A 19,364-nucleotide genomic window follows, 5' to 3' on the forward strand; every position below is an offset into this window, starting at 1 on the left:
CAACAATAAGACATTGAGCGCCTAACGGAATGGACGAATCTGCACCGAGAAGGTGCGTAAGATATACGGCCCCTTCCGGGCGGTCGTAAGAAAACTCCCCCACAGGGGAGTGTCAGTTTTTTTGTGTGCGGGGCCTCGGAGACTTTTCCATGGCGCCGCTCGCCGCCCAATGCGCAGGGCAAGAGCGTGCGGCGCGGTGGTAAAGTCGGTGCTTATTCTATCCGATCATTCGCGTGAATCGATCGTCAAATAAGATGGCGAATTGGTTCATCGCCGTTTTCCAGTTATTCGCTGCGCGGCCCCAGTCGTCGGTGATGTTGCGAAGCGCCAGCCAGATCAATTTGGTTGCCGCCTCGTCGGTCGGGAAATGGCCGCGAGTCTTGAGGATTTTTCGTAGCCTCGCATTCACGCTCTCGATTGCGTTGGTAGTGTAGATCACGCGCCGCACCTCTGGCGGAAAGGCGAAGAACGGGATCACATGGGTCCAGGCGCGCCGCCAACTGGCAACAACGGTCGGGAACCTCTGTCCCCACGGCCCCGACTCAAAGGCGCTCAACTCCTCCTCTGCCGCGTCCGCGCTCGGTGCCGTGTAGATGGGCTTAATTGCCGCCGCAAGGGCCTTACGGTCCTTCCAGCTGGCATAGTCCAGACTGTTGCGGATCAGGTGAACGATGCAGGTCTGCAGCGTCGTCGCCGGATACACCGCGCCTAGCGCTTCGGGCATGCCCTTCAGGCCATCGGTGACGGCAATCAGGATGTCGCCCAGGCCACGCGTCTTGAGGTCGGTGAACACCTTCATCCAGAACTTCGCCCCCTCCGTGTTCTCGATCCACAGCCCCAGGATGTCGCGCGTGCCGTCCGGCAGCACGCCCAGCGCCAGGTAGATCGCCTTGTTGCGCACCCGCGTATCTTGACGCGCAACGCGTCAAAGAACACCACCGGATACATCGGTTCGAGCGGCCGCGTCTGCCATGCCGTGACCTCGGCCATGACCGCATCGGTAACTTTGCTGATCAGGTCGGGACTGACATCGACCGCGTACATTTTCTGTAAATGCGCCTGCACTTCGCGCACCGTCAGGCCGCGCGCGTACAAGGCGATGATCTTGTCGTCGAAGCCGGTGAAGCGCCGCTCATGCTTGCCCACGATCTGCGGCTCGAAAGCGCCGTGCCGGTCGCGCGGCACCTCAATGCGCAACGGTCCTTCGTCGGTCAGGACTGTCTTGCCGCTACTGCCATTGCGGTGGTTCGCCGATCCGGCCGGTTTGTCGGCACCCGGCGCATAGCCAAGGTGATGCGTCATTTCAGCGCCCAGCGCTCGTTCGATGATGGCCTTTTTGAATTTCCTCATCACGGCATCGACCGACTCGGCCGTCATCGGGCCGGTAACGAACTGGTCAAGCAATTCCGATGGGATCTCGGGCAATGTGGCGTCAACTGCGCCGTCGTTCTTTTTCTTGCGTGGCATTCATGGTCCTTTTAATTGCTGACATGATATGCCCTATACACAAAATTTATGACACTCTCCCCCACAGAGCACGCATACAGCTTCGTATGTTGCTTTGCGGCCTGCATGATCCGTCTTTCGTATCGTTGACGGGTCGTGTCGACGGAGTCGAAGGCAATAACCTGTTCCTCCATTGCCTTACGAAGCGCCTGGCGCTCAATCCTGCGGCAGTCGAAGATACTCAGCTGCCGATCTGCAATTCCGTTCAACTCGGACTCAAGCAGCTTTTCGTGGTCATTTAAAGAGAGCTCCGTCTGGCCATAATGACAGCCGTGACCAGTGAAAAGGAAAAATGTATAGTCTGCTCGTTCGCTACGCATGCGAGCGATGGCTTCATTCACGAGTTTCTTTGATGGATTGAAAAGCTTCGTTATTGGCGTGACGTTCCAGATGTAGCGGAATCCGGGATGTTACTCATTTACGCAGGAATCCTTACGGTCGCCCGCGTTGACACGTGATGGCGGCGCCTTGATGTGGATCATTGATGACACAGGTTTTCCGAAGAAAGGGAGTCATTCGGTTGGCGTGGCGCGGCAATACTGCGGACAAGTGGGCAAGACCGACAATTGCCGCGTCGCGGTCATTCTGTCATTGGGAACACAGGCAGGTAGTCTGCCTTTGAGCTACCGTTTGTATCTGCCGCGTGACTGGACTGATGATCCCAAACGTTGCGGGGCAGCGGGCGTACCTTCGACGATCGCATTTGCCACCAAAAACGAGATTGCCCGCGCACAAATTGAAGCCGCATTGACAGCAGGAATTCCACGCTGCACCGTGCTGGGGGACGCAGCCTATGGCGACGACACCGGCTTGCGCGATTGGTTGAGTGAGCAGAACCTCATCTATGCGCTCGGGGCGCGTAGCGGCACGGCCGTTTGGTGGGGTGACTATCAACCGGTAGCAGCGCCGATCGCTGGTAAACGTGGCAAAACCAAAACACGTCTCACGCGCGATGAGAATCATCAACCCATTTCTGTGTTGGAATTGGCCTTGGCACTCAAACCGCAGTGCTTTCGCACCGTCACTTGGCGCCAAGGCGTCTCTGAGCCACTGCGCTCGCGTTTTGCCAGAGTACGGGTACGCGCGGCGCACCGCGATCTCCCGCGCGCGGAGGAATGGCTCATCATCGGATGGCCTAAAGGCGAAGCTGAGCTGAGCCGACCCGATATTGGATGTCAACGCACCCGAAGAACATGGCATTCGAGGATTTGGTGGAGTCCATCAAAGCACGTTGGCGTATCGAACGCGATTACCAGGAGCTCAAACAAGAATTTGGCCTTGGTCACTATGAAGGACGCAACTGGCGTGGATTTCATCATCATGCAAGCCTGTGTATTGCCACGTATGGATTTTTGATGCGTGAACGTTTGTCAGGAGCAAAAAAAAAGGCGATCGATTCAAGGAATCTACTCTACCCGAAGACTTCCGCGCACGCGGGACGAGGGCCGAGGCAGCGTCACATGCCGAACTCGATCGCCACATTACGCTTTCGCCTCGCGCACGCCATCTCCCAAGGCTTACGACAATGCCCATGTTGTGGGCGAAAGCCAAGCAAAGTTATGAGATTTTAATAACACAGTAGAACTAGGTTGTAGACTGCCGTGAGCCACCGCCGTTACCGGCGGAACCGTAATTGAGCACTCCCGGGTGTGCTTTGGCATAGGCGATAAGTTCCTGCACGTATTAACAAGCAGGGACTCACCACGACGAATTGGTGGCTGAGACCCAAGGTGCCCACCGGCGAAAAATCCTTCAAGGGGTCGTAAGTCAACTTCATCAATAGCGCAACCGTGATGTTCGCGCTTGTCGCCAGTATCATGGTGTAACCTTCCAGGGCTGCGCGCGACACAGTGGCAGCCGCCACTGCAGGACCTTCCGCGTGCATGCTTGTATCTTCGGAAAATGCTGCGACCAGGTCAGCCGCCTCCCTGATATACGATGGTCATCCTGTCAGGATGACCAGGCGTCCCCGTGTTGGCCAAAGTCGGGCCATGCGATGAGCTCGTTCATCATCTGCTCCGAATAGCGGATGATGGGACGCAGCCGCTTCAGCTTACCCAGCGGGGTCTGGACCTCGATCATCCACTGCGCGATCTCCGCCAGCTCTTCGGCGCCGGTGTCGACTGTGGTAATGTCGTGCAGGCCGATGGAAACGAGCCACTCCTCGCAGCGGCCCAGCGATACGTTGACCGCGTAGCTGCCGCCTTCATCGTGGCGGCGCTTGAGGGCCACCAGCACGCCGAAGGTCATGAGATAACCGCTGATGTAATCCAGCGCGGACACCGGCATGAACTGGGGTTCCTTGCCGCGGCCGGAAGTGTGAGCCATGCCCGAAGCCGCCTGCACCACAGTGTCGAAGCCGCGGCGCGTGCTCCAGGTGCCGGTGTAGCCGAAGGCGTTCAGGCTGGCGTAGACGATGCCGGGGCGGATGGCCTTCACCTGGTCGGGCCCGAAGCCCAGCTTGGCCAGCGCGTCGGGGCGATACGCCTGGCTGAACACGTCGCAGCGCTTCATGAGTTCGATGAGCGTTGTCTTGCCCTCGGCTGTGGCAATATCCAGCGTTACGTTGCGCTTGCCGTAACCGGTGTCCAACTCTAGGGCGGCGGAGTCCGGATGGCCTTCGCAGGTGATCTTGAGCACGTCTGCCCCGCTCTCGGCAAGCAGGCGCGCGCAGGTGGGACCTGCCAGCACGCGCGTGAGGTCGAGCACCCTGAGACCGGACAGCGGACGCGCTCCGCCGTTAGGCAGCAGCACCGGCGCGCTGTCGCCTATCTTCTGGATGTCCACCAGCGGCTCGGCCGCCAGCGAGGGTGTGTTCGGCAGGGCACGCCACTCCTCGGGCGTGCGAACCGCGGGAGCTAGGCCGCCCGCCTTGTCCACTGCGTCCTCCAACGCGAACGCATCCCACATGGCCGCGGCCTCGGCCACCTTCGCCTTATCGGCGGGTACCCCCAGCACCTTGAGCAGGGCTTCCTGATGCGGCGGATGGTTGCAGTGGAAGTAGCTCCAGCGGTCGTTTGCGGTGCGGTAAAAGCCGGTCATCGTCTTGTCCCTTGCCGGGACGTTGCCGTCTATGCTCACGTACTTGCTGCTGCGCAGTGAGGCGGTGGCGCCGGTGACGTCGATCGCGATAGCGGGCCGCTTGCCCGTCTGAGCTTCGCGAATGTCAGCCATGGCAATTGCCAGCGCACCCAGCGCCGCAGAGCCGCCGGTGGCAACCTTGTACTGTGTACGGTACACAGGGTCGGAGCCGGTGAACTCCACCTCCCCCGCCTTCGACTCGGGAAGTCCTGCGCTGCGCAGGATTTCCTGCAGGGACTGAGGAATGGTGGGCGATGCGGTCATATCTTTTTCCTTGATGGTAGTGGACTGGTGGGTGGAAAGGTTTGCCGCTTGATTACGCGCTTTCATTGCCGAGCAGTTGGACTGAAAGATGGTAACTTAATCCGCACCAGACAAAAACGCCCCGCCAGGATATGTAGTCGAGACAGAATTTCTCGAATATATCCGGGGAAGACTATCGCGCCATGCCACTGGCGACGCAGCAACCCAACGAGATGTCCGCGGAAGCTGCGTCTGCGCGCTGTTGGAAACTCCTCCCAATTACGTTCCGCAGGGATTTCATCATCCATTTTGCCACTGTCATTGTGCGCTTGCGCACGCTATTGGACGCGGGCCCACTAGTCAAACGGCAAGTTTAATGCAGAGCGTATTGTTATGCAGAGCCCCTTGTTCAGGAGCCCTGATTTGGCGCTATTTCCGGGATTGTTCTCTCCGCATAATAGGGCGAGCTTTGAGCGAGGCAATCAGTTGATCCGTTGCCTTAAAGCGACCCGAGCGCAGCTTCGGCGCGATGACAGATTCAAGCGCTTCCAACTTCACAGACGGATCGGCGCGCGTGTACATATCCGTCGTCTGCATATTGGCGTGTCCGAGCCAGAGGGAAACCTTTCGGAGATCTTTGGTCGCCTGCAGGATCGTTAACGCGCAGGTATGGCGCCTATGCGACGCGTCACATAGTCGGCACAGCTTCGCTTTGGCGCGTCTGGTTTCGTGGTACCACGACGGAGCTGACGTACAGCGCTTGTTGCCCCAGTTGGCGACGTACCTCGGGCATGTCCATATCGCAGGCACGTAGCACTATTTGACCATGCCTCCAGAGTTGCTTTGGGAGGCGAGTTTGCGTTTTGAACATTTTGCCTTGGGAGGTGATGGCCATGTCTAATACGAATCTTCTTCGATCTTGGGTCCGGCGTTTCCTTCTTGAATACCTGATTGACGAATGAAACCTCGCCAGGAATACCCAACAGGGCTATCGCGATACGTTGCGTCAGCTCATTCCCTTCATATCCAATCAGCTGCACAAGCCGGTTGACCGGCTCGCGGTGGTCGATGTGTCAGCTCAGCTAGTCCGTGATTTTTTATCGCATGTTGAAACTGTGCGTGGCTGTAGTATTTCGACCCGCAATCAACGACTCGCTTGCGTTCATGCACTGGCGCGATTCATCGGTGAGCACAGCCCGGACCATATCGATTGGTGCACGCAAGTGCGCCGTGTTCCCTTCAAAAAAACCACAAGAACGACTGTGTCATATTTGGACATACAGGAAATCGACGCGTTGTTGGCCTGTCCAGAACGCTGCACAAATCAAGGCCGTCGTGACTATGCGCTACTACTGTTTCTCTACAATTCTGGTGCACGGGCTGACGAGGCAGCCCACCTGAAAATCAACGATGTCGATTTCTATTCCAACAGTGTCAGTATCATCGGCAAAGGACGTAAGCAACGCCAGTACCCTCTATGGCCTGCTACGATTACAGAACTTGCAACTCTGGTTGCCCAGCGTGCGCAGCACGAACCCGTGTTCATTAACCGCTGCGGACACCCAATAACACGTTTCGGTATCCATACACTCGTGGAACGTTATGCTGAGAAGGTCAAAGCCAAAATATCATCTTTAGCTGCCAAACGCGTTAATCCGCACAGCATTCGACATTCGACCGCAACTCATTTGCTGCGCGCCGGCGTAGATATCAACACAGTACGCGCATGGCTCGGCCACGTCAGCCTTGATACGACCAATATCTATGCGGAAATCGATCTAGAAGGAAAGGCCCACGCATTGGCGAAGTGGGAGATAACCTGTGAAAAGTCGCCTAAAAGGCGATGGGCTAATGACCCTGATCTGATGGCGTTTCTACATTCCTTGTAGCAGAAATTTATGTGGCGTTCAACATCCCCACGCCAGACGAGAAGCGCGCTGGACGCCACATTTCATCCAACGCCACATTTTTCATCAGATGTGGCCGGCCACATCTGATGAATCGAAAGACGCATGCACGGTTCTCAGGGGGCTGGACGCGAGTAACCGCTTCCAGCTACCCGACAGTTTTCGGTGGGCGCCAACACATTGAATCCTCAATGTCGTTAAAGAGATGCGCATTACGCGCATGTGGCAGGCCCTGCGATCAGCTCGACCAGCGGTGCAATCGACTCCATTTTTTCGAGTCCTCGTAGCGTTTCGACGATCCGCTCGGCGCGCGCGCTTTCGACACACGGCGCGACGACGTGTCGAAATTTGTCTTCGACCTCTTCGCGCGAGAGTGGATTTTCAGGACTGCCGCGGCGGTCGAGGAGCAATTTCTCGAACGTGCGTCCGTCCCGCACTGTTACTTTCACCCGCGCCGCGTGGCGGAATGCGGGTCCCATTTTTTCGATCTCTGGATCCACATAGGCGCTGGCGCGCTCGATGAAGCCAAGAAGTCGCGGATCGCGCAAGCGGTTTTCCTGGTACTGCGTGGTAAATGCGGCCCCATCCACCGCAATCACCGCCAGGCCGTAGTAGAGATTCATTTGCGCGGCGGTCACGCCCTGCGCCTTGTATTCCCACGCGCAGTGTACGTGTGTCATGGAAGACAGACCCGCTTCCACACGTGAGATATCTTCGGCCGACAGCCCGTTCTCGCGCATGATCGCCGAGAGGCCGTCCAGCGCGGTGTGAATGCTGGTGACGCTCGCGTGTGGTTTATAGCCGACCTGAAGCGTCTCCCATGTGGTGCCAAGGCCTTGCGTCAGCCGCACAGGATTCGGCTTGTCCGAATGCGTACTGAGATATCCGCCATATGCGGCTTCGAGCACGTCAAGGATCCCAGTAAACCCATCCGCGGCGAGTCGCGCGGAATAGACGCCACTCTGCGCCGCCCGGCCGCTGTGAAGGCGCTTGACCATTGCCCCCTCCTGCGCAGCCATCAGGCCGCCCGCTTGGGAGCCGACGATGCCGAGCGCGTGCTGAAACGCGTCGGCATCGAGATTCAGCATGCGCGCCGCGGTCGCTGCGGCGACGAAAGCGCCGGACACGCCCTGCGGGTGAAACCCCCGGAAGAAGAGGCTCATCGTCGCCGCCGCGCCGACGCGGTGGCCAATCTCGTAACCTGCGATCATGGCTGTTATCACCTCGCGCCCGGATGCGCCGCCTTTTTCTTCCGCGAGCGCGAGCGCAACCGGTGTCGCAATCGAGCCCGCGTGAACGATCGATTCCTTGTGGATGTCATCGAGCTCAAACGCATGACCCGAAGTCCCGTTAACCAGGGCCGCGAGCGACGCCGAGCTCTTGCGGCCCATGCCGATAAACGATGCCGAGCCTTGCGAACGCTCCGCATCGGCAAGCGCAGCGACTTTGCGAGTCCACGGCAATGTCGCGCCGTAAAGGCAGCAACCAAGGCTGTCGAGAGCGGACAGTTTGATGCGCTCGACGGCTTCGGGCGGGATGTCCTCGTAACGCAGCGCCGCGCCAAAGCGGGCGAGGTCGCGTGTGGCGTTTTCCAGTAAGGGCGGTTTGGTGGTGCTCATGTGTTGATTCCAGTCAGCCGTGCGGTGAGTCGTTCAGTCAATGCTTGAGGGCGTCGCGCAGACGTTTCAGACTTCCGCCCTTCATCACCGATCCGGGAAGAGGATGGCCGACGATCTCTTCAACCAGCTGCGCGCAACCGATTAGTTTTTCGACGTCCAACCCGGTCTCGATTCCCATCTCCTCGCACATGAACGCGAGGTCCTCGGTGCAGACGTTGCCTGCCGCCCCCTTGTGGTTGGCAAACGGGCAGCCGCCCAGGCCCGCGACGGACGCGTCAAACATGGTAACCCCCATTTCGAGCCCAGCTGCCGCGTTCGCGATGCCCATGCCGCGTGTGTTGTGCAAATGCAGATTGAGCCGCATATCGGGATACTTCTCGCGAACGGCCCCGACGGTACGCTTGATTGAGAGGGGCGTGGCCCATGCCATCGTGTCCGAAAGTGAGATCTCCTTCAGCACCAATGCGTTCTCGTCCGCAATTTCGAAGATGCGCCGAATGATGTCGAGCAATGTCGGAATGGGCACCTCGCCCTGGAAGTTGCACCCAAACGCGCTGGCGACTGAAGCGCGATTCACTGGAATGCCGTGCTCCTTGTACCGGCGGACCACGCTGCGCGCATACTCGAATTCCTGGGCCATGTTCCGGTTGTTGTTACGCATGGAAAATGCTTCGGAGGCATAGATTCCGATCTTGGCTTCGAGCGTGAGCTTGCCGTTGGAGGCCGCGCGTGCCCGGTCGAAACCCTGTTCGTTGAGCCACAATGCGCGATACTCGACGCCGGGCTTCGGGCGAAAGCCACGGACGATCTCGTCGGCGTCGGCCATGCCAGGCACCTTCTTAGGGTTCACGAACGACGCGATCGTCATGTGCTTGAGGCCCGTCTCGGACAGCGCTTCGATAAATTCGATCTTGCGCGCAGTCGGTATGGCGCCGGATTCGATCTGGAAACCTTCGCGAGGGCCTTCTTCATGAATGCTGATTGATTTCGGCAAGTCGGACATATAAAAAATTCTCCAGTTGGTATTCGTTTGAAACGGGTCTACTGAAGACTCCAATAGAGCGCCTTGGTGTTCATGTAGATTCGCATTCCCTGCAAACCTTTTTCACTACCGACGCCGCTTTCCTTATAGCCACCGAAAGGGGTGCTGATCGACAGCTGCTTGTAGGTATTGATCCATACCGTACCAGCTTGAAGCGCGCGCGCAACACGCCAAGCGCGCCTGTAGTCCGACGTCCAGATCCCCGCGGCAAGGCCAAAATCGCTGTCGTTCGCCTGCGCGATCAAATCCGCTTCGTTCTTGAAAGGCAGCACGACGGCCACCGGTCCGAATATCTCTTCCCGGCAAATGCGCGCGTCATTTGTGACGCCGCTGAGTATCGTGGCCGGGTAATACGCGCCCTTGGCGAGATCGCCGCCCTGAGGCCGCACCCCTCCCGACAGCACTTGGGCACCTTCGTCCCGTCCGAGCTGGACGTATGCCTCCACCCGCTCACGATGAGAGAGACTCGCGAGCGGACCCATGTCCGTGTTGGCATTTTCGGGCGCTCCGAGGCGGTAATCGTCCGCGTAACGACACAGGCCTTCGACGAACGTTTTGAAAATGCTTTCTTCGACAAAAATGCGGGAACCCGCAATGCAGGACTGGCCGCCACCGGAAAAAATCCCGTCCCCGGCGCCCACGATGGCTCTGTCGATATCCGCATCCGCGAAAACTATATTCGGCGACTTCCCGCCGAGTTCGAGTGCAACCCGCTTGAGCGTCCTACCGCAAGCTTCCGCGATCCTCTTGCCGGTGGAGGTGCCGCCCGTAAAGCTCACCATATCGACGCCCTTGTGTTCCACTAGCATCCTTCCCACATCACTGGCGCCCGTCACGACATTGACGACGCCAGGCGGAAAGCCTGCTTCGACGGCCAGCCTTGCATACTCAAGTGCCATCAGCGGTGTCACTTCAGACGGCTTGAGGATGACTGAATTCCCCGCCGCGAGAATCGGCGCGAGCTTCTGTGCCTCCAGCGTAACCGGTGAGTTCCAAGGTGTAATTGCGGCAACGACGCCAACGGGTTCGCGATATACCATCGTGCTGTATTCCCCCCTTGGCGGGGTCACTTCCGATTCAAACGTCTCGCATGCAGCCCCGTAATAGCGGAACGTGCCGGCGGCACTTTTCACCTGCGCCCGGCACTCCTTGAGCGTCTTGCCGTTGTCACGCATCTGCAACTGCGCCAGCCGTTCCAGATCCGCCGTCATGAGTTCACTCATGCGGTAGAGAAGCGTTGCGCGTTCGTGCGGCTTCAAGCCGCCCCACGCCGGCACCGCTAGCGCCCTGCGTGCGGCAGCCACTGCGGCATTGATGTCCGCCACGTTGGCACCCGCTACGTGAGCCAACACACTTCCGTCGGCGGGATTGGTGGAAGCGAAAGCGCTGCCGCTACCCGTCACCCACTGGTTGTCGATAAGGAAAGGCTGTATTTGCATAATGTCGGTTCTATTCGTTGGATGGGAGTTAGTGCTTGACACGTTTTATGGCCTGTACACCACCGGCGCCAGTGTGTTCTTGTCGATCATCACATCCACGATCGCCGGCTTTCCGCTCGCAAACGCCCGCCTGATCGCGCCCTCGAGATCACCCGGTCGCGTGACTTGTTCGCCGTGCGCGCCGAATACCCTCGCGAGCGCGCCGAAGTCCGGGTTGTTGTAATCGACCGCATAGAAGCGCCCGCCGTAGCGTTCGTTCTGGAACGCGCGCTCATTGCCGAGCCCCTGGTCGTTGAAAATCACGTAGACCACGGCGATGTTTTCGCGAACAGCCGTTTCGAGCTCACCTATATTGCACATGGCACCGCCGTCGCCGGACGCGCAGAGAACGGGGAGGTCGGGCCGCGCCAGCTTGGCCCCCAGCGCGATCGGAAACGAGCCGCCGACAGCCCCCCAGTCATCCATGCACATGAACGTGCGCGGTTCGTAGCTCTTGAAGTACTGCCGCACGTGCTTGGCGCCATTGCCCGCGTCCACCACGCAGATGCCGTTCTCCGGCAGCACCTTGCGGATCATGTAACCCACGAGCTGCGACTGGATGGGCTCGGCTTCGTGGTCCACTTTTGCATAGAGCTCGGCCTCCCACTGCGCGCGCGACTTCGGAACGTCGACCCACGACTTGCGCACGCCGCTTGCGGCGGCACGCTCGGTGAGGCCCTTCACGAAGCTCATCGTCGATCCGGTCACGCCGAGCGTCACCGGAAAGACAATGCCGATCTGGCCCGGCGCCGCGCTGTGATGAACGAGCTTCGCCTGCTCGCTAAAGATGCCGTACTTGAACGTGGTCGAGAACACATCCATGTGGGCGCCGATCGCGATGATGAGGTCGGCTTTCGGCACAATACGATTCGCGCTGCCGGAGCCGTTGCGCCCGAGCGCACCAAGCGCGAGCGCGTGCGTGGAAGGAAACGCGTCGGGCGTATATTGCAGCGCCGCCACCGGAATTCCCGTGCAGTCGGCCAGCTCCGCGACCGCCGCCGTGGCGCTTTCGTTGATCACGCCGCCGCCGACCACGAATACCGGACACTGCGCCTTGGCAATGAGCTCCATCACATCGTCGAGCTGCGCCGGGTTGCATGCCGGCAGCTGCTGGTTGCGATAGCTCGTGGGCTCGATCGGCTCAGGCGTGACAAGCTCGTGCAGGATCTCGCTGGACGCGTCGATGTGCGTCGGGCCTCGCGGTTCGGTCATTGCGACGCGGAAGGCCTTGCGCACGAATTCCTGCACTTTTTCCGGGGTCGGGATCGTCTGGGCCCACTTCGTGATAGGACGCATGAAGGTCGTCTGATCGATGTCCTGCATCGAATCCCGATCGCGCATGAACCCTTCCTGATGACCGCAGATACTGATGACGGGAACGTAGGCCTTGTAAGCAGCGGCGATGCCGGTGGCAAGGTTCGTGATTCCGGGACCTTCGGTCGCGGTCACCACGGCAGGCGCGCCCTTTGTGCGCGCATAGCCGTAGGCCATGAACGCTGCGGCCTGCTCGTGCCGCGTGAGTATGAAGCGAACCTCCGGGATCTGACGCAACTCGTCAAGGATCGCCAAGTTCTGCGTTCCGGGGATACCGAAGACATGCTCGATGCCCTCCCTCAGCAATGCGTCCACCAGGGCACGCGCTGCGTTGACGGTCGGTTTCTCTATCGTTCTATTCATGGATTCTCCGTGAGCGGTTGATGCGGGCCGCCATCACGGCCTGCCAAGACTGTCGACTTCATGTATGGGAGTACATCTGCTTGCCGGCAACCGGCATGCGCGCGGTCAGGATGTTGGCTTTCGCTGAGTCGACGATGTAAAGCGTCTTGCGGTCCTCGCCGCCATACGCGATGTTGGTCGTCATTTCGCCCGCGCACGACTTCACTTGGTAGAGGGGCTCGCCGCGCTTGCTGAAAACCCATACCAAGCCCAGGCCGGGATGGGTCACGACCACGTTACCCTCTTCGTCGAGCGCGAGCCCGTCGGGACCCGGGCTGAAGAGCTGCACGAACAGCCCGACTTTTGAGACAATGCCGGACTCGTCCAGCGGGATTCGCCAAACCGAGCTCGTGCGCGTGACGGCGACGAAGAGCTCGTTTTCTCGCCGGTTGAAGACCAGCCCGTTCGGGCTCGGTATGTTGTTGACCAGGCAATCGAGCTTTCCGGCGGTCGTGTAGCGATAGACGCAGCCGGTCGGGTCGCTCAGGCCCGTCGCGCCCTGATCGGTGAAATAGAGGTCGCCGTTGTTCGCGAAGATGAGGTCGTTCACCCCCTTGAAGCGCTGCCTGGAGGGGCCTTCCAGAATCGGCTCCACTTTGCCGGCCTTGGTGTCGAGCAAAAGGATGCCGTGGCGACGATCCGCGATGAAGATGCGACCGTCGCGGTGGATCTTGAGCCCATTGGGCTCGCCGTCGTACTCGACTGCAATTTCCCATTCGGCGCGAGGCGAGATGCGGTAGATGCGGCCCATGCGCATGTCGACGCAATAGAGATTGCCGTCGCGGTCGAAGGACGGACCTTCCAGGAAGTTGCGACGCGTCTTGGGTTCCGAGGCGCCAGGGCGGAATTTCGCGGGGATTGCCGCGAAGATCTCTGTTTCGATGATTTGGGGGGGAGGGCCGAAATACATGGTTGTTCCTTTCATTTCTCTCAAATGACGCCGCTGCGCCTGAAGTCGGAAATCTCGTCAATCGAGTACCCCGCCTCGCGCAGCAGCAGATCGGTGTCTTGTCCAAGCACTGGCGGCGGACTGGCAACGTCGGGCTGCTCATCGCCCAGGCGAAAGCCCAGACGCGATATCTCGATGTCTCGGCCAACGCCAGGCACGTTATTGAATTTCTTGAGAAGCTGCCGACTTTCGATTTGCGGGTGTCGAATGACATCGGGCAGATTAAGGATGGGGCCAGCCGGCACCCCCGCGTCGTTGAACAGACGTTCCCACTCGTCCGCGCTCTTCGCCTTCAGTGCGTCTTCGAGCAACGCGCGCACATCCTCGCGATGCGCAGCCCGCGCATGGGGCTCGGCCAGGCGCGGATCGGTTTTGAACTCTGGGTGGCCAATGACATCGCACAGCGTCTTCCACTGCTTCTGCTCATTGATAACGATGTTGAGCGGACTACTGCCGGTCTTGAACGTGCCAGACGGGACAGACGTGTGACTGTCATTGCCCATGGGCATCGGGACTTTGCCCCCATTCAGATAGTTTGAAACCGGCCACGATGCCATCGTTGCGAGTGCGGTGTCGAGCATGGAGACGTCGATAGTCTCCCCCTTGCCGGTTTTTTCCCGACGATAAAGTGCGGCGCAAACGGCGAACGCGGCGGTAACGGCCGCCATGGTGTCGCAGACGATGTAGCCGGCCCGAGTGGGGGCGCTGTTCTCGTCTCCAGTGAGACTCATGAGTCCGCAGAAGCCCTGGATGATCTGATCGTAACTCGGACGCTGCGCAAGGGGCCCGTCCTGACCGAATCCGGATACGGCGCAGTAGATGATCGCTGGGTTGATCTCTTTCAGAACCGGATAGTCCAGGCCAAGCTTCTTCATGGTGCCGGGACGGAAATTCTCGAGCACGACGTCCGCCTTGCGCACAAGCTGCTTGAAGATCTCTTTTCCGCGGGCCTCCTTGAGATTCAGGGTCAACGACTTCTTGCCTCCGTTGACCGCGAGAAACGATGCCCCCATCCGCTTTTTCCCAAGCTCATGGTCCGCCCCCAACTTTCGCGAGAGGTCGCCCACGCCTGGCACTTCGATCTTGATCACGTCCGCGCCGAGCATCACGAGGTGATATGTAGCAAGCGGACCCGCGACGACATTCGTGAGATCGAGCACGCGTACTTTGTCTAACAATAAGGCCATAGAAGTTTTAAGCGATCAGTGAAACAATTTGCGTTGAAATAGACCACGGTCTTGGTAGACTTTGGCGTTCGAGGCCTTGATGAGCCTCTTGGTGCGTCTATTGTAAGTAGATTAGAGACTGAAAAAAATGCCCCGTCAGGACAGACAATAGAGACAGAATGTCTCGAATCTAAGAAGCTGAGATGGAAAAGTCTGGAGGAATGCCGAGTTCGTCGCGACTGTCGAAGCCGCAAGCTTTACTCAGGCAGCACAACGGCTTGGCATGACGCCATTCGGGGTCGGCAAGGCCGTCAGCCGTCTGGTGGAAAGTCGATTAGGGCTACGCCTGCTGAGACGCAGCACGCGCCGTCTGATAGTTACCGAAGAGGGGTAGAGTGCTACCAGAAGCTTCAGCAGTTCCTGTTCGACCTGGAGGAGATGGAGACGATATGGGAGAGGCCTTTTTTGCGCCACGGTCCTTTCCTACCCCGGATGGATGGCGCGCCATGCTTGCACCCTGACAACATTCCCCGGTCCCCGGAAATAATCCGGATTCCCGGATTGGGATAGCCAGACACGTTGACTCGCCAATTTGAACGCCTTGCAGCAACCCGGCTTCGAGCAGTACGTCTGGTGATGGATGTTGCGTGCATCGACCTGGAAAAACGCTTGGCAGCATGGATATTTGCGTCGATTTGCAGGCTTCATTGATTGGTCCTCCCGGAACCGATCATGGACCACAGCCAGTGCAATTCGAACCGCAAGAAATGACGCAAAAAAATGGAAGAAAAACAACGAAAGAAAAAGCGAAGAAGAGGCCAATGCCGTTCAGATAAGGACTTTTTTGAGATATCGGACAGCGTAACGCACTGGTTTTGACTTCACGACCCGGTCGCATTTGCGATCGGGTCGTTTTGCATTGGGCAGAGCAAGCAAACGCTGGCGCAGGCGTTTGAGTAGATCGGGTAATTTGCCGTAGGAGCGAACGACAGCGGCCCAGTGCAATTCATACTGAATGGTATGGAAGGCGCGCACGAAGCTGATGTCGGTGGGATCGCAGTTCGCCTCTGAGGCGGTTTTGGCCATTTCCAGGCGAATCAGATTGTAGGCCGTCAGCGCTCCCCAGATTTCCTGCTCTACCCCCTTGACGGTCTTGCTGCGCAAGGTCAGCGCCATGCCCATCATGGATTGCTTCAGTTCGCGATAGCTGGTTTCAATGTGCCAGCGTCGGCTATAGCAGGCGGCGATATCGGCGGCTTTGAATTGTTTCTGGTCGGTCAGCGATGTCAGCAATATTTTCTGACGCCCCAAGGGATCGATGACGGCGATGGCGCGGGCGCACCAGAATTCGGGGAGCGTTGGCGACTTCTTGCGGGCCTGGGGCGATACCCGCATTTGAACGATGCCGTCATCGAGCGTACCGTCGATCAGCGTCCATTTCGTATTGCTCTTGGCTGGAATCAGAAAGTGCCGGTTGTGGCCGCTGGCGGTCAAACCGTGCAGGATTTCCGCGGCGAGGAATCCCTTGTCAAACACGGTCAATGAATGGTCCGGAATGCTCGGCAACAGCGTCTTGGCATACAACATTTCGTTCATGTCGTATTGGCCAAACGCAGCATCGGCAATGATATGGGTCGGTAACGCGGTCACCGTCACACCGCGCACTTGCGGATAGCTGGCAATCTTCCCGCTGGCATAAACCTGCGCGCCAAAGTGTTCACGGTTTTCGGTGCTGTCAGCCGTCCTTAACGTCGTGCCATCCATCGCCAGCAGGCTTAAACCATTGAACAAATAGTGTTCACTGTTCTGCCGACTCCAAGCTTGCGCCGATGTGCGGAACAACCACTTCAGCGGTTCCTCGCCAAGCCGCTGCCGCGCCTGCGCCACCGCGCTCTTGCTGACGAAAGGCGCCTCCTCGTCGGGCAAGGCAAGGTCGAGCGAGTCGACCACTTCACTGATCGATTGGTGACGATACAAGGCCAACCCGATGACCAGCCATACCACCTGCTCCGCCGGCAAACGCCGATGTCGTATGCTGGCGCGCCCCGTATGCGCAACCGCCTGTTCAACCCACTCGTACGGCAGATGCGCACCCAGCCGACTCCAGTCGCATGGTTCCTGCGCTTCAAGTAAAAAGGTGATGTGGTCGGCTAGCATGGCGCCGAAAGGTTAACAGCAACTCTGCCGGTTTACAACCACTTGCCACAAATGAAAATGCCGTTCAGTTCTCTTAACTGAACGGCATTACGAAGAAGAGGCAGGTTTCAGATAGGGAAATCCGATGAAACCGCAAGTGCGGACTTCGCCGACAAGGCGGCATGGAAAAGTCACATGGATACGCTGTGCATCAACACGCCCCGTTATCGCAGAATCGCGACGGAGGGCGCCTTGCTCGGCAGCCTGAGCGATTTGCATATTGCAAAGAATATGGCGATCATCAGCGATGACGCCGGCCAGTTCAATGTCCTCACGCACGGTCTTTGCTGGGTCCATGCGGAAAGGCTCATTCATAAGATGCTGCCGCTCAACGATCAGCACCGTGTCGACATCGCACGGGTCCGCGCGCAGGTCTGGGAATTGTACGCCGACCTCAAATCCTACAAGCTGGCGCCAGCAGAGACACTCAAGGAGGGGCTGAAAAAACGCTTCGATGAAATCTTCACCCAGAAGACCAGCTACACCTCACTCAATCTGCTTCTGCGGCGACTGCACAAGAATAAATCCGAACTTCTGCTGATGTTGGAGCGGCCGGAAATACCGCTTCATACCAACGGCAGCGAAGGCGATATCCGCGGCCACGTCCTCAAACAAAAGATCAGCGGTGGAACGCGCAGCGATCTCGGCCGCAAATGCCGCGACACCTTCTCCAGCTTGAAGAAAACCTGCCGAAAGTTGGGCATTTCGTTCTGGAGTTATTTGATCGACCGGATATCATGCAGCGACCAGATTCCGTCCCTGCATCACATCATCGAACAGCGCATCGCCTCAGCATAACCGCCGGGCGGACGGTGCTCGCCACCGGTTATTGAGGTGTTACATTTTTTGATAGTACTCGATAGCCCCCGAATAACCTCAAATCACTCCCAAAAATTCCTGCATCAAGCAATGATCGCTCAACGATAGTTCTGCTCAGCGCATTGTTGATAATCACGCTCCTCTCCAGAGAAAGCAGCTTGAAACCTTCACTTGGTATGGCGCAAACGAGTGACCACAGTGGCTGGCCAAACAGGCGAACAACCGTCACCACGATGTCATCCATTCGGTAGCATGCGACCAGGTGCTGCGAGATCGTCGCCTTAGGTAGAAACGAAAAATTCTCACACAGGTAATGTTCGAGTCCACTGGACTCAAAGGTCTTTCGATCGAACGAGTGCATAGCGGCGCGATAGCGGGGATAAGCATCGACAGAATTTGGCCCTGTGCCCAGTTGATGGCCCCGGCGTAATTTGGGATATCGATCACAAGGAGGATTTGAGAGACAACTGTGGATTCCGTAGAAAGTTCTGAATGGCAGCTTTGGCCGAGCTGCTTCCGACGTGGGTACAAAGCTATGAGTCAACTTTCAGATTGGTAAGCAGTCATTTGATTCGCGTGATCTTCGTCATGCTCAATGACATATCCGAGGGCTTGTCGCGCATTTCACTCAAGGCCAGCAATCCGGCTTCAATTTCCTCGAACCTAGGCGACAAAACCCGGATTCGTCTCTGATTTTGGCTACTCGTCGACACGCCGCAATGCATTGTCAATGTCATTGCGAAACTGGACGAGCTTATTCATCGCATGGTTGGGAGGGGTGAACGCACACCACAGCATGGCGGTGAGCTGCAGCGCCGTTGTTTCAATATCCGGCTTGTTTTTATTCACCATATAGTCCCACAGCACATGTTCCATCGAACCATACACCATGTCGCGCAGCAGCGGCAAAGGCATGTCCGGGCGCACTTCTCCGCTACGCTGCGCATTCGACAACACTTTCATTAGCGGTGCTGTGTAGCGCCGCTTCAATTCCGCGATCAAGCCGGCGAACTCTGCATCGACAGTGCGCCCCTCGCTTAACACCAGCTTGCACATGCCGATGCCTTCCTGCATCAAGGTGATCAGGTGCTTGCGTACAACGTAGTGCAACTGCGCCCGCGTTCCGGCTATCTGCGCAACTTCAAGCTCCAGCACCGTCGAAATTTCATCGTACCAAGCCTTGATGACCTGCATGCACAAGTCGCGTTTGCTGCCGAAATAAGAGAAAATTGTTGCTTCCGAAATGCCGAGCTGTCGCGCGATTTCCAGCGTCGTGGTCTTTTCGTAGCCATGTTCGGAAAATACGTCACGGGCGACCGTCAATATTTCCTTCACGCGCTTTTCGGAGCGCGCGCCCAGGACTTCGCGCTTGCGCGTAATCGATACTGATTTATTCATAGCTTGCAGAACCTTGGAATAGACTTGCTTGCTGCTGCACGGCGATTCCGTCAGCGGCTAGCGCCGGGCCAGCCAGCGGCACCTCGTCCAGCAATTTTACCAGACCCGTCTCCAGCGAATATTCTGCGCCCACCAGCAGGTGGGCGTGGGCGACAAAATTTTCCAAAATCTCCGATCCATGTCGCAGTTGCTGGACTGATGCGCGGATATTCGCCCTAACCGCCATGTTCAGCAGCATTCGGTC

The 19,364-nt window shown here is 58.1% G+C and carries 15 protein-coding genes and 3 pseudogenes; 4 read left to right on the forward strand and 14 right to left on the reverse strand.

What is annotated here, in order from left to right; all coding sequences use genetic code 11:
• Positions 1-217 precede the first annotated feature (217 nt).
• A pseudogene (locus AC3CHX_RS15120) lies at positions 218-1,467 on the reverse strand (IS256 family transposase).
• Between the two features lie 11 nt (positions 1,468-1,478).
• On the reverse strand, positions 1,479-1,847 hold the full coding sequence (locus AC3CHX_RS15125) for a hypothetical protein (RefSeq protein WP_488628871.1): 369 nt from the start codon (positions 1,845-1,847) through the stop codon (positions 1,479-1,481).
• A 136-nt stretch (positions 1,848-1,983) separates the two neighbouring features.
• Here AC3CHX_RS15125 and AC3CHX_RS15130 point away from each other — a divergent pair.
• Positions 1,984-2,965, forward strand: a pseudogene (locus tag AC3CHX_RS15130) (IS701 family transposase); the annotation flags it as partial.
• 156 nt (positions 2,966-3,121) lie between these two features.
• On the opposite strand, the gene AC3CHX_RS15135 reads toward AC3CHX_RS15130, so the two are convergent.
• Both AC3CHX_RS15135 and AC3CHX_RS15140 read right to left on the reverse strand, forming a co-directional pair.
• The gene (locus AC3CHX_RS15135) at positions 3,122-3,391 is read right to left on the reverse strand and encodes a hypothetical protein (RefSeq protein ID WP_488628872.1); all 270 of its coding nucleotides are present in this window, start codon (positions 3,389-3,391) and stop codon (positions 3,122-3,124) included.
• A gap of 65 nt (positions 3,392-3,456) precedes the next feature.
• On the reverse strand, positions 3,457-4,851 hold the full coding sequence (locus AC3CHX_RS15140) for a CoA transferase (protein WP_488628873.1): 1,395 nt from the start codon (positions 4,849-4,851) through the stop codon (positions 3,457-3,459).
• Positions 4,852-5,831: 980 nt separating this feature from the next.
• Here AC3CHX_RS15140 and AC3CHX_RS15145 point away from each other — a divergent pair.
• Positions 5,832-6,719, forward strand: coding sequence for a tyrosine-type recombinase/integrase (locus tag AC3CHX_RS15145; protein ID WP_488628874.1), 888 nt, complete (start codon positions 5,832-5,834; stop codon positions 6,717-6,719).
• Between the two features lie 230 nt (positions 6,720-6,949).
• Here the strand turns inward: AC3CHX_RS15145 and AC3CHX_RS15150 are convergent, their stop codons facing one another.
• From AC3CHX_RS15150 to AC3CHX_RS15175, 6 genes are read right to left on the reverse strand one after another with little or no spacing between them, the layout of a single operon-like run.
• Positions 6,950-8,356 carry an MmgE/PrpD family protein gene (locus AC3CHX_RS15150; protein WP_488628875.1) on the reverse strand — a complete coding sequence of 469 codons (1,407 nt, stop codon included), beginning with the start codon at positions 8,354-8,356 and terminating at the stop codon, positions 6,950-6,952.
• A gap of 37 nt (positions 8,357-8,393) precedes the next feature.
• On the reverse strand, positions 8,394-9,359 hold the full coding sequence (locus AC3CHX_RS15155; RefSeq protein WP_488628876.1) for a hydroxymethylglutaryl-CoA lyase: 966 nt from the start codon (positions 9,357-9,359) through the stop codon (positions 8,394-8,396).
• Between the two features lie 38 nt (positions 9,360-9,397).
• Positions 9,398-10,837, reverse strand: a complete 1,440-nt coding sequence (locus AC3CHX_RS15160; RefSeq protein WP_488628877.1) for an aldehyde dehydrogenase — start codon at positions 10,835-10,837, stop codon at positions 9,398-9,400.
• Between the two features lie 45 nt (positions 10,838-10,882).
• On the reverse strand, positions 10,883-12,553 hold the full coding sequence (locus AC3CHX_RS15165) for a thiamine pyrophosphate-binding protein (protein WP_488628878.1): 1,671 nt from the start codon (positions 12,551-12,553) through the stop codon (positions 10,883-10,885).
• A 58-nt stretch (positions 12,554-12,611) separates the two neighbouring features.
• On the reverse strand, positions 12,612-13,502 hold the full coding sequence (locus AC3CHX_RS15170; RefSeq protein ID WP_488628879.1) for an SMP-30/gluconolactonase/LRE family protein: 891 nt from the start codon (positions 13,500-13,502) through the stop codon (positions 12,612-12,614).
• Between the two features lie 20 nt (positions 13,503-13,522).
• Positions 13,523-14,728, reverse strand: a complete 1,206-nt coding sequence (locus tag AC3CHX_RS15175; protein ID WP_488628880.1) for a CaiB/BaiF CoA transferase family protein — start codon at positions 14,726-14,728, stop codon at positions 13,523-13,525.
• Positions 14,729-14,948: 220 nt separating this feature from the next.
• On the opposite strand from AC3CHX_RS15175, the pseudogene AC3CHX_RS15180 reads away from it, so the two are divergent.
• A pseudogene (locus AC3CHX_RS15180) lies at positions 14,949-15,101 on the forward strand (LysR family transcriptional regulator); the annotation flags it as partial.
• Positions 15,102-15,535: 434 nt separating this feature from the next.
• Here AC3CHX_RS15180 and AC3CHX_RS15185 read toward each other — a convergent pair.
• Positions 15,536-16,864, reverse strand: coding sequence for an IS4 family transposase (locus tag AC3CHX_RS15185; RefSeq protein ID WP_488628881.1), 1,329 nt, complete (start codon positions 16,862-16,864; stop codon positions 15,536-15,538).
• A gap of 270 nt (positions 16,865-17,134) precedes the next feature.
• Between AC3CHX_RS15185 and AC3CHX_RS15190 the strand changes: the two genes are divergently transcribed.
• A complete protein-coding gene (locus AC3CHX_RS15190; protein ID WP_488628882.1) occupies positions 17,135-17,701 on the forward strand; it encodes an IS66 family transposase in 567 nt (188 codons plus the stop codon).
• A gap of 28 nt (positions 17,702-17,729) precedes the next feature.
• On the opposite strand, the gene AC3CHX_RS15195 is transcribed toward AC3CHX_RS15190, so the two are convergent.
• From AC3CHX_RS15195 to AC3CHX_RS15205, 3 genes are all read right to left on the reverse strand, one after another.
• Positions 17,730-17,966, reverse strand: a complete 237-nt coding sequence (locus AC3CHX_RS15195) for a hypothetical protein (RefSeq protein ID WP_488628883.1) — start codon at positions 17,964-17,966, stop codon at positions 17,730-17,732.
• Between the two features lie 455 nt (positions 17,967-18,421).
• A complete protein-coding gene (locus AC3CHX_RS15200) occupies positions 18,422-19,120 on the reverse strand; it encodes a TetR/AcrR family transcriptional regulator (protein WP_488628884.1) in 699 nt (232 codons plus the stop codon).
• The gene (locus AC3CHX_RS15205) at positions 19,113-19,358 is read right to left on the reverse strand and encodes a hypothetical protein (protein WP_488628885.1); all 246 of its coding nucleotides are present in this window, start codon (positions 19,356-19,358) and stop codon (positions 19,113-19,115) included. Before AC3CHX_RS15205 ends, AC3CHX_RS15200 begins: the two co-directional genes overlap by 8 nt.
• Positions 19,359-19,364: the final 6 nt, after the last annotated feature.

The sequence above is a fragment of the Glaciimonas sp. OK215 genome (assembly GCF_057787885.1).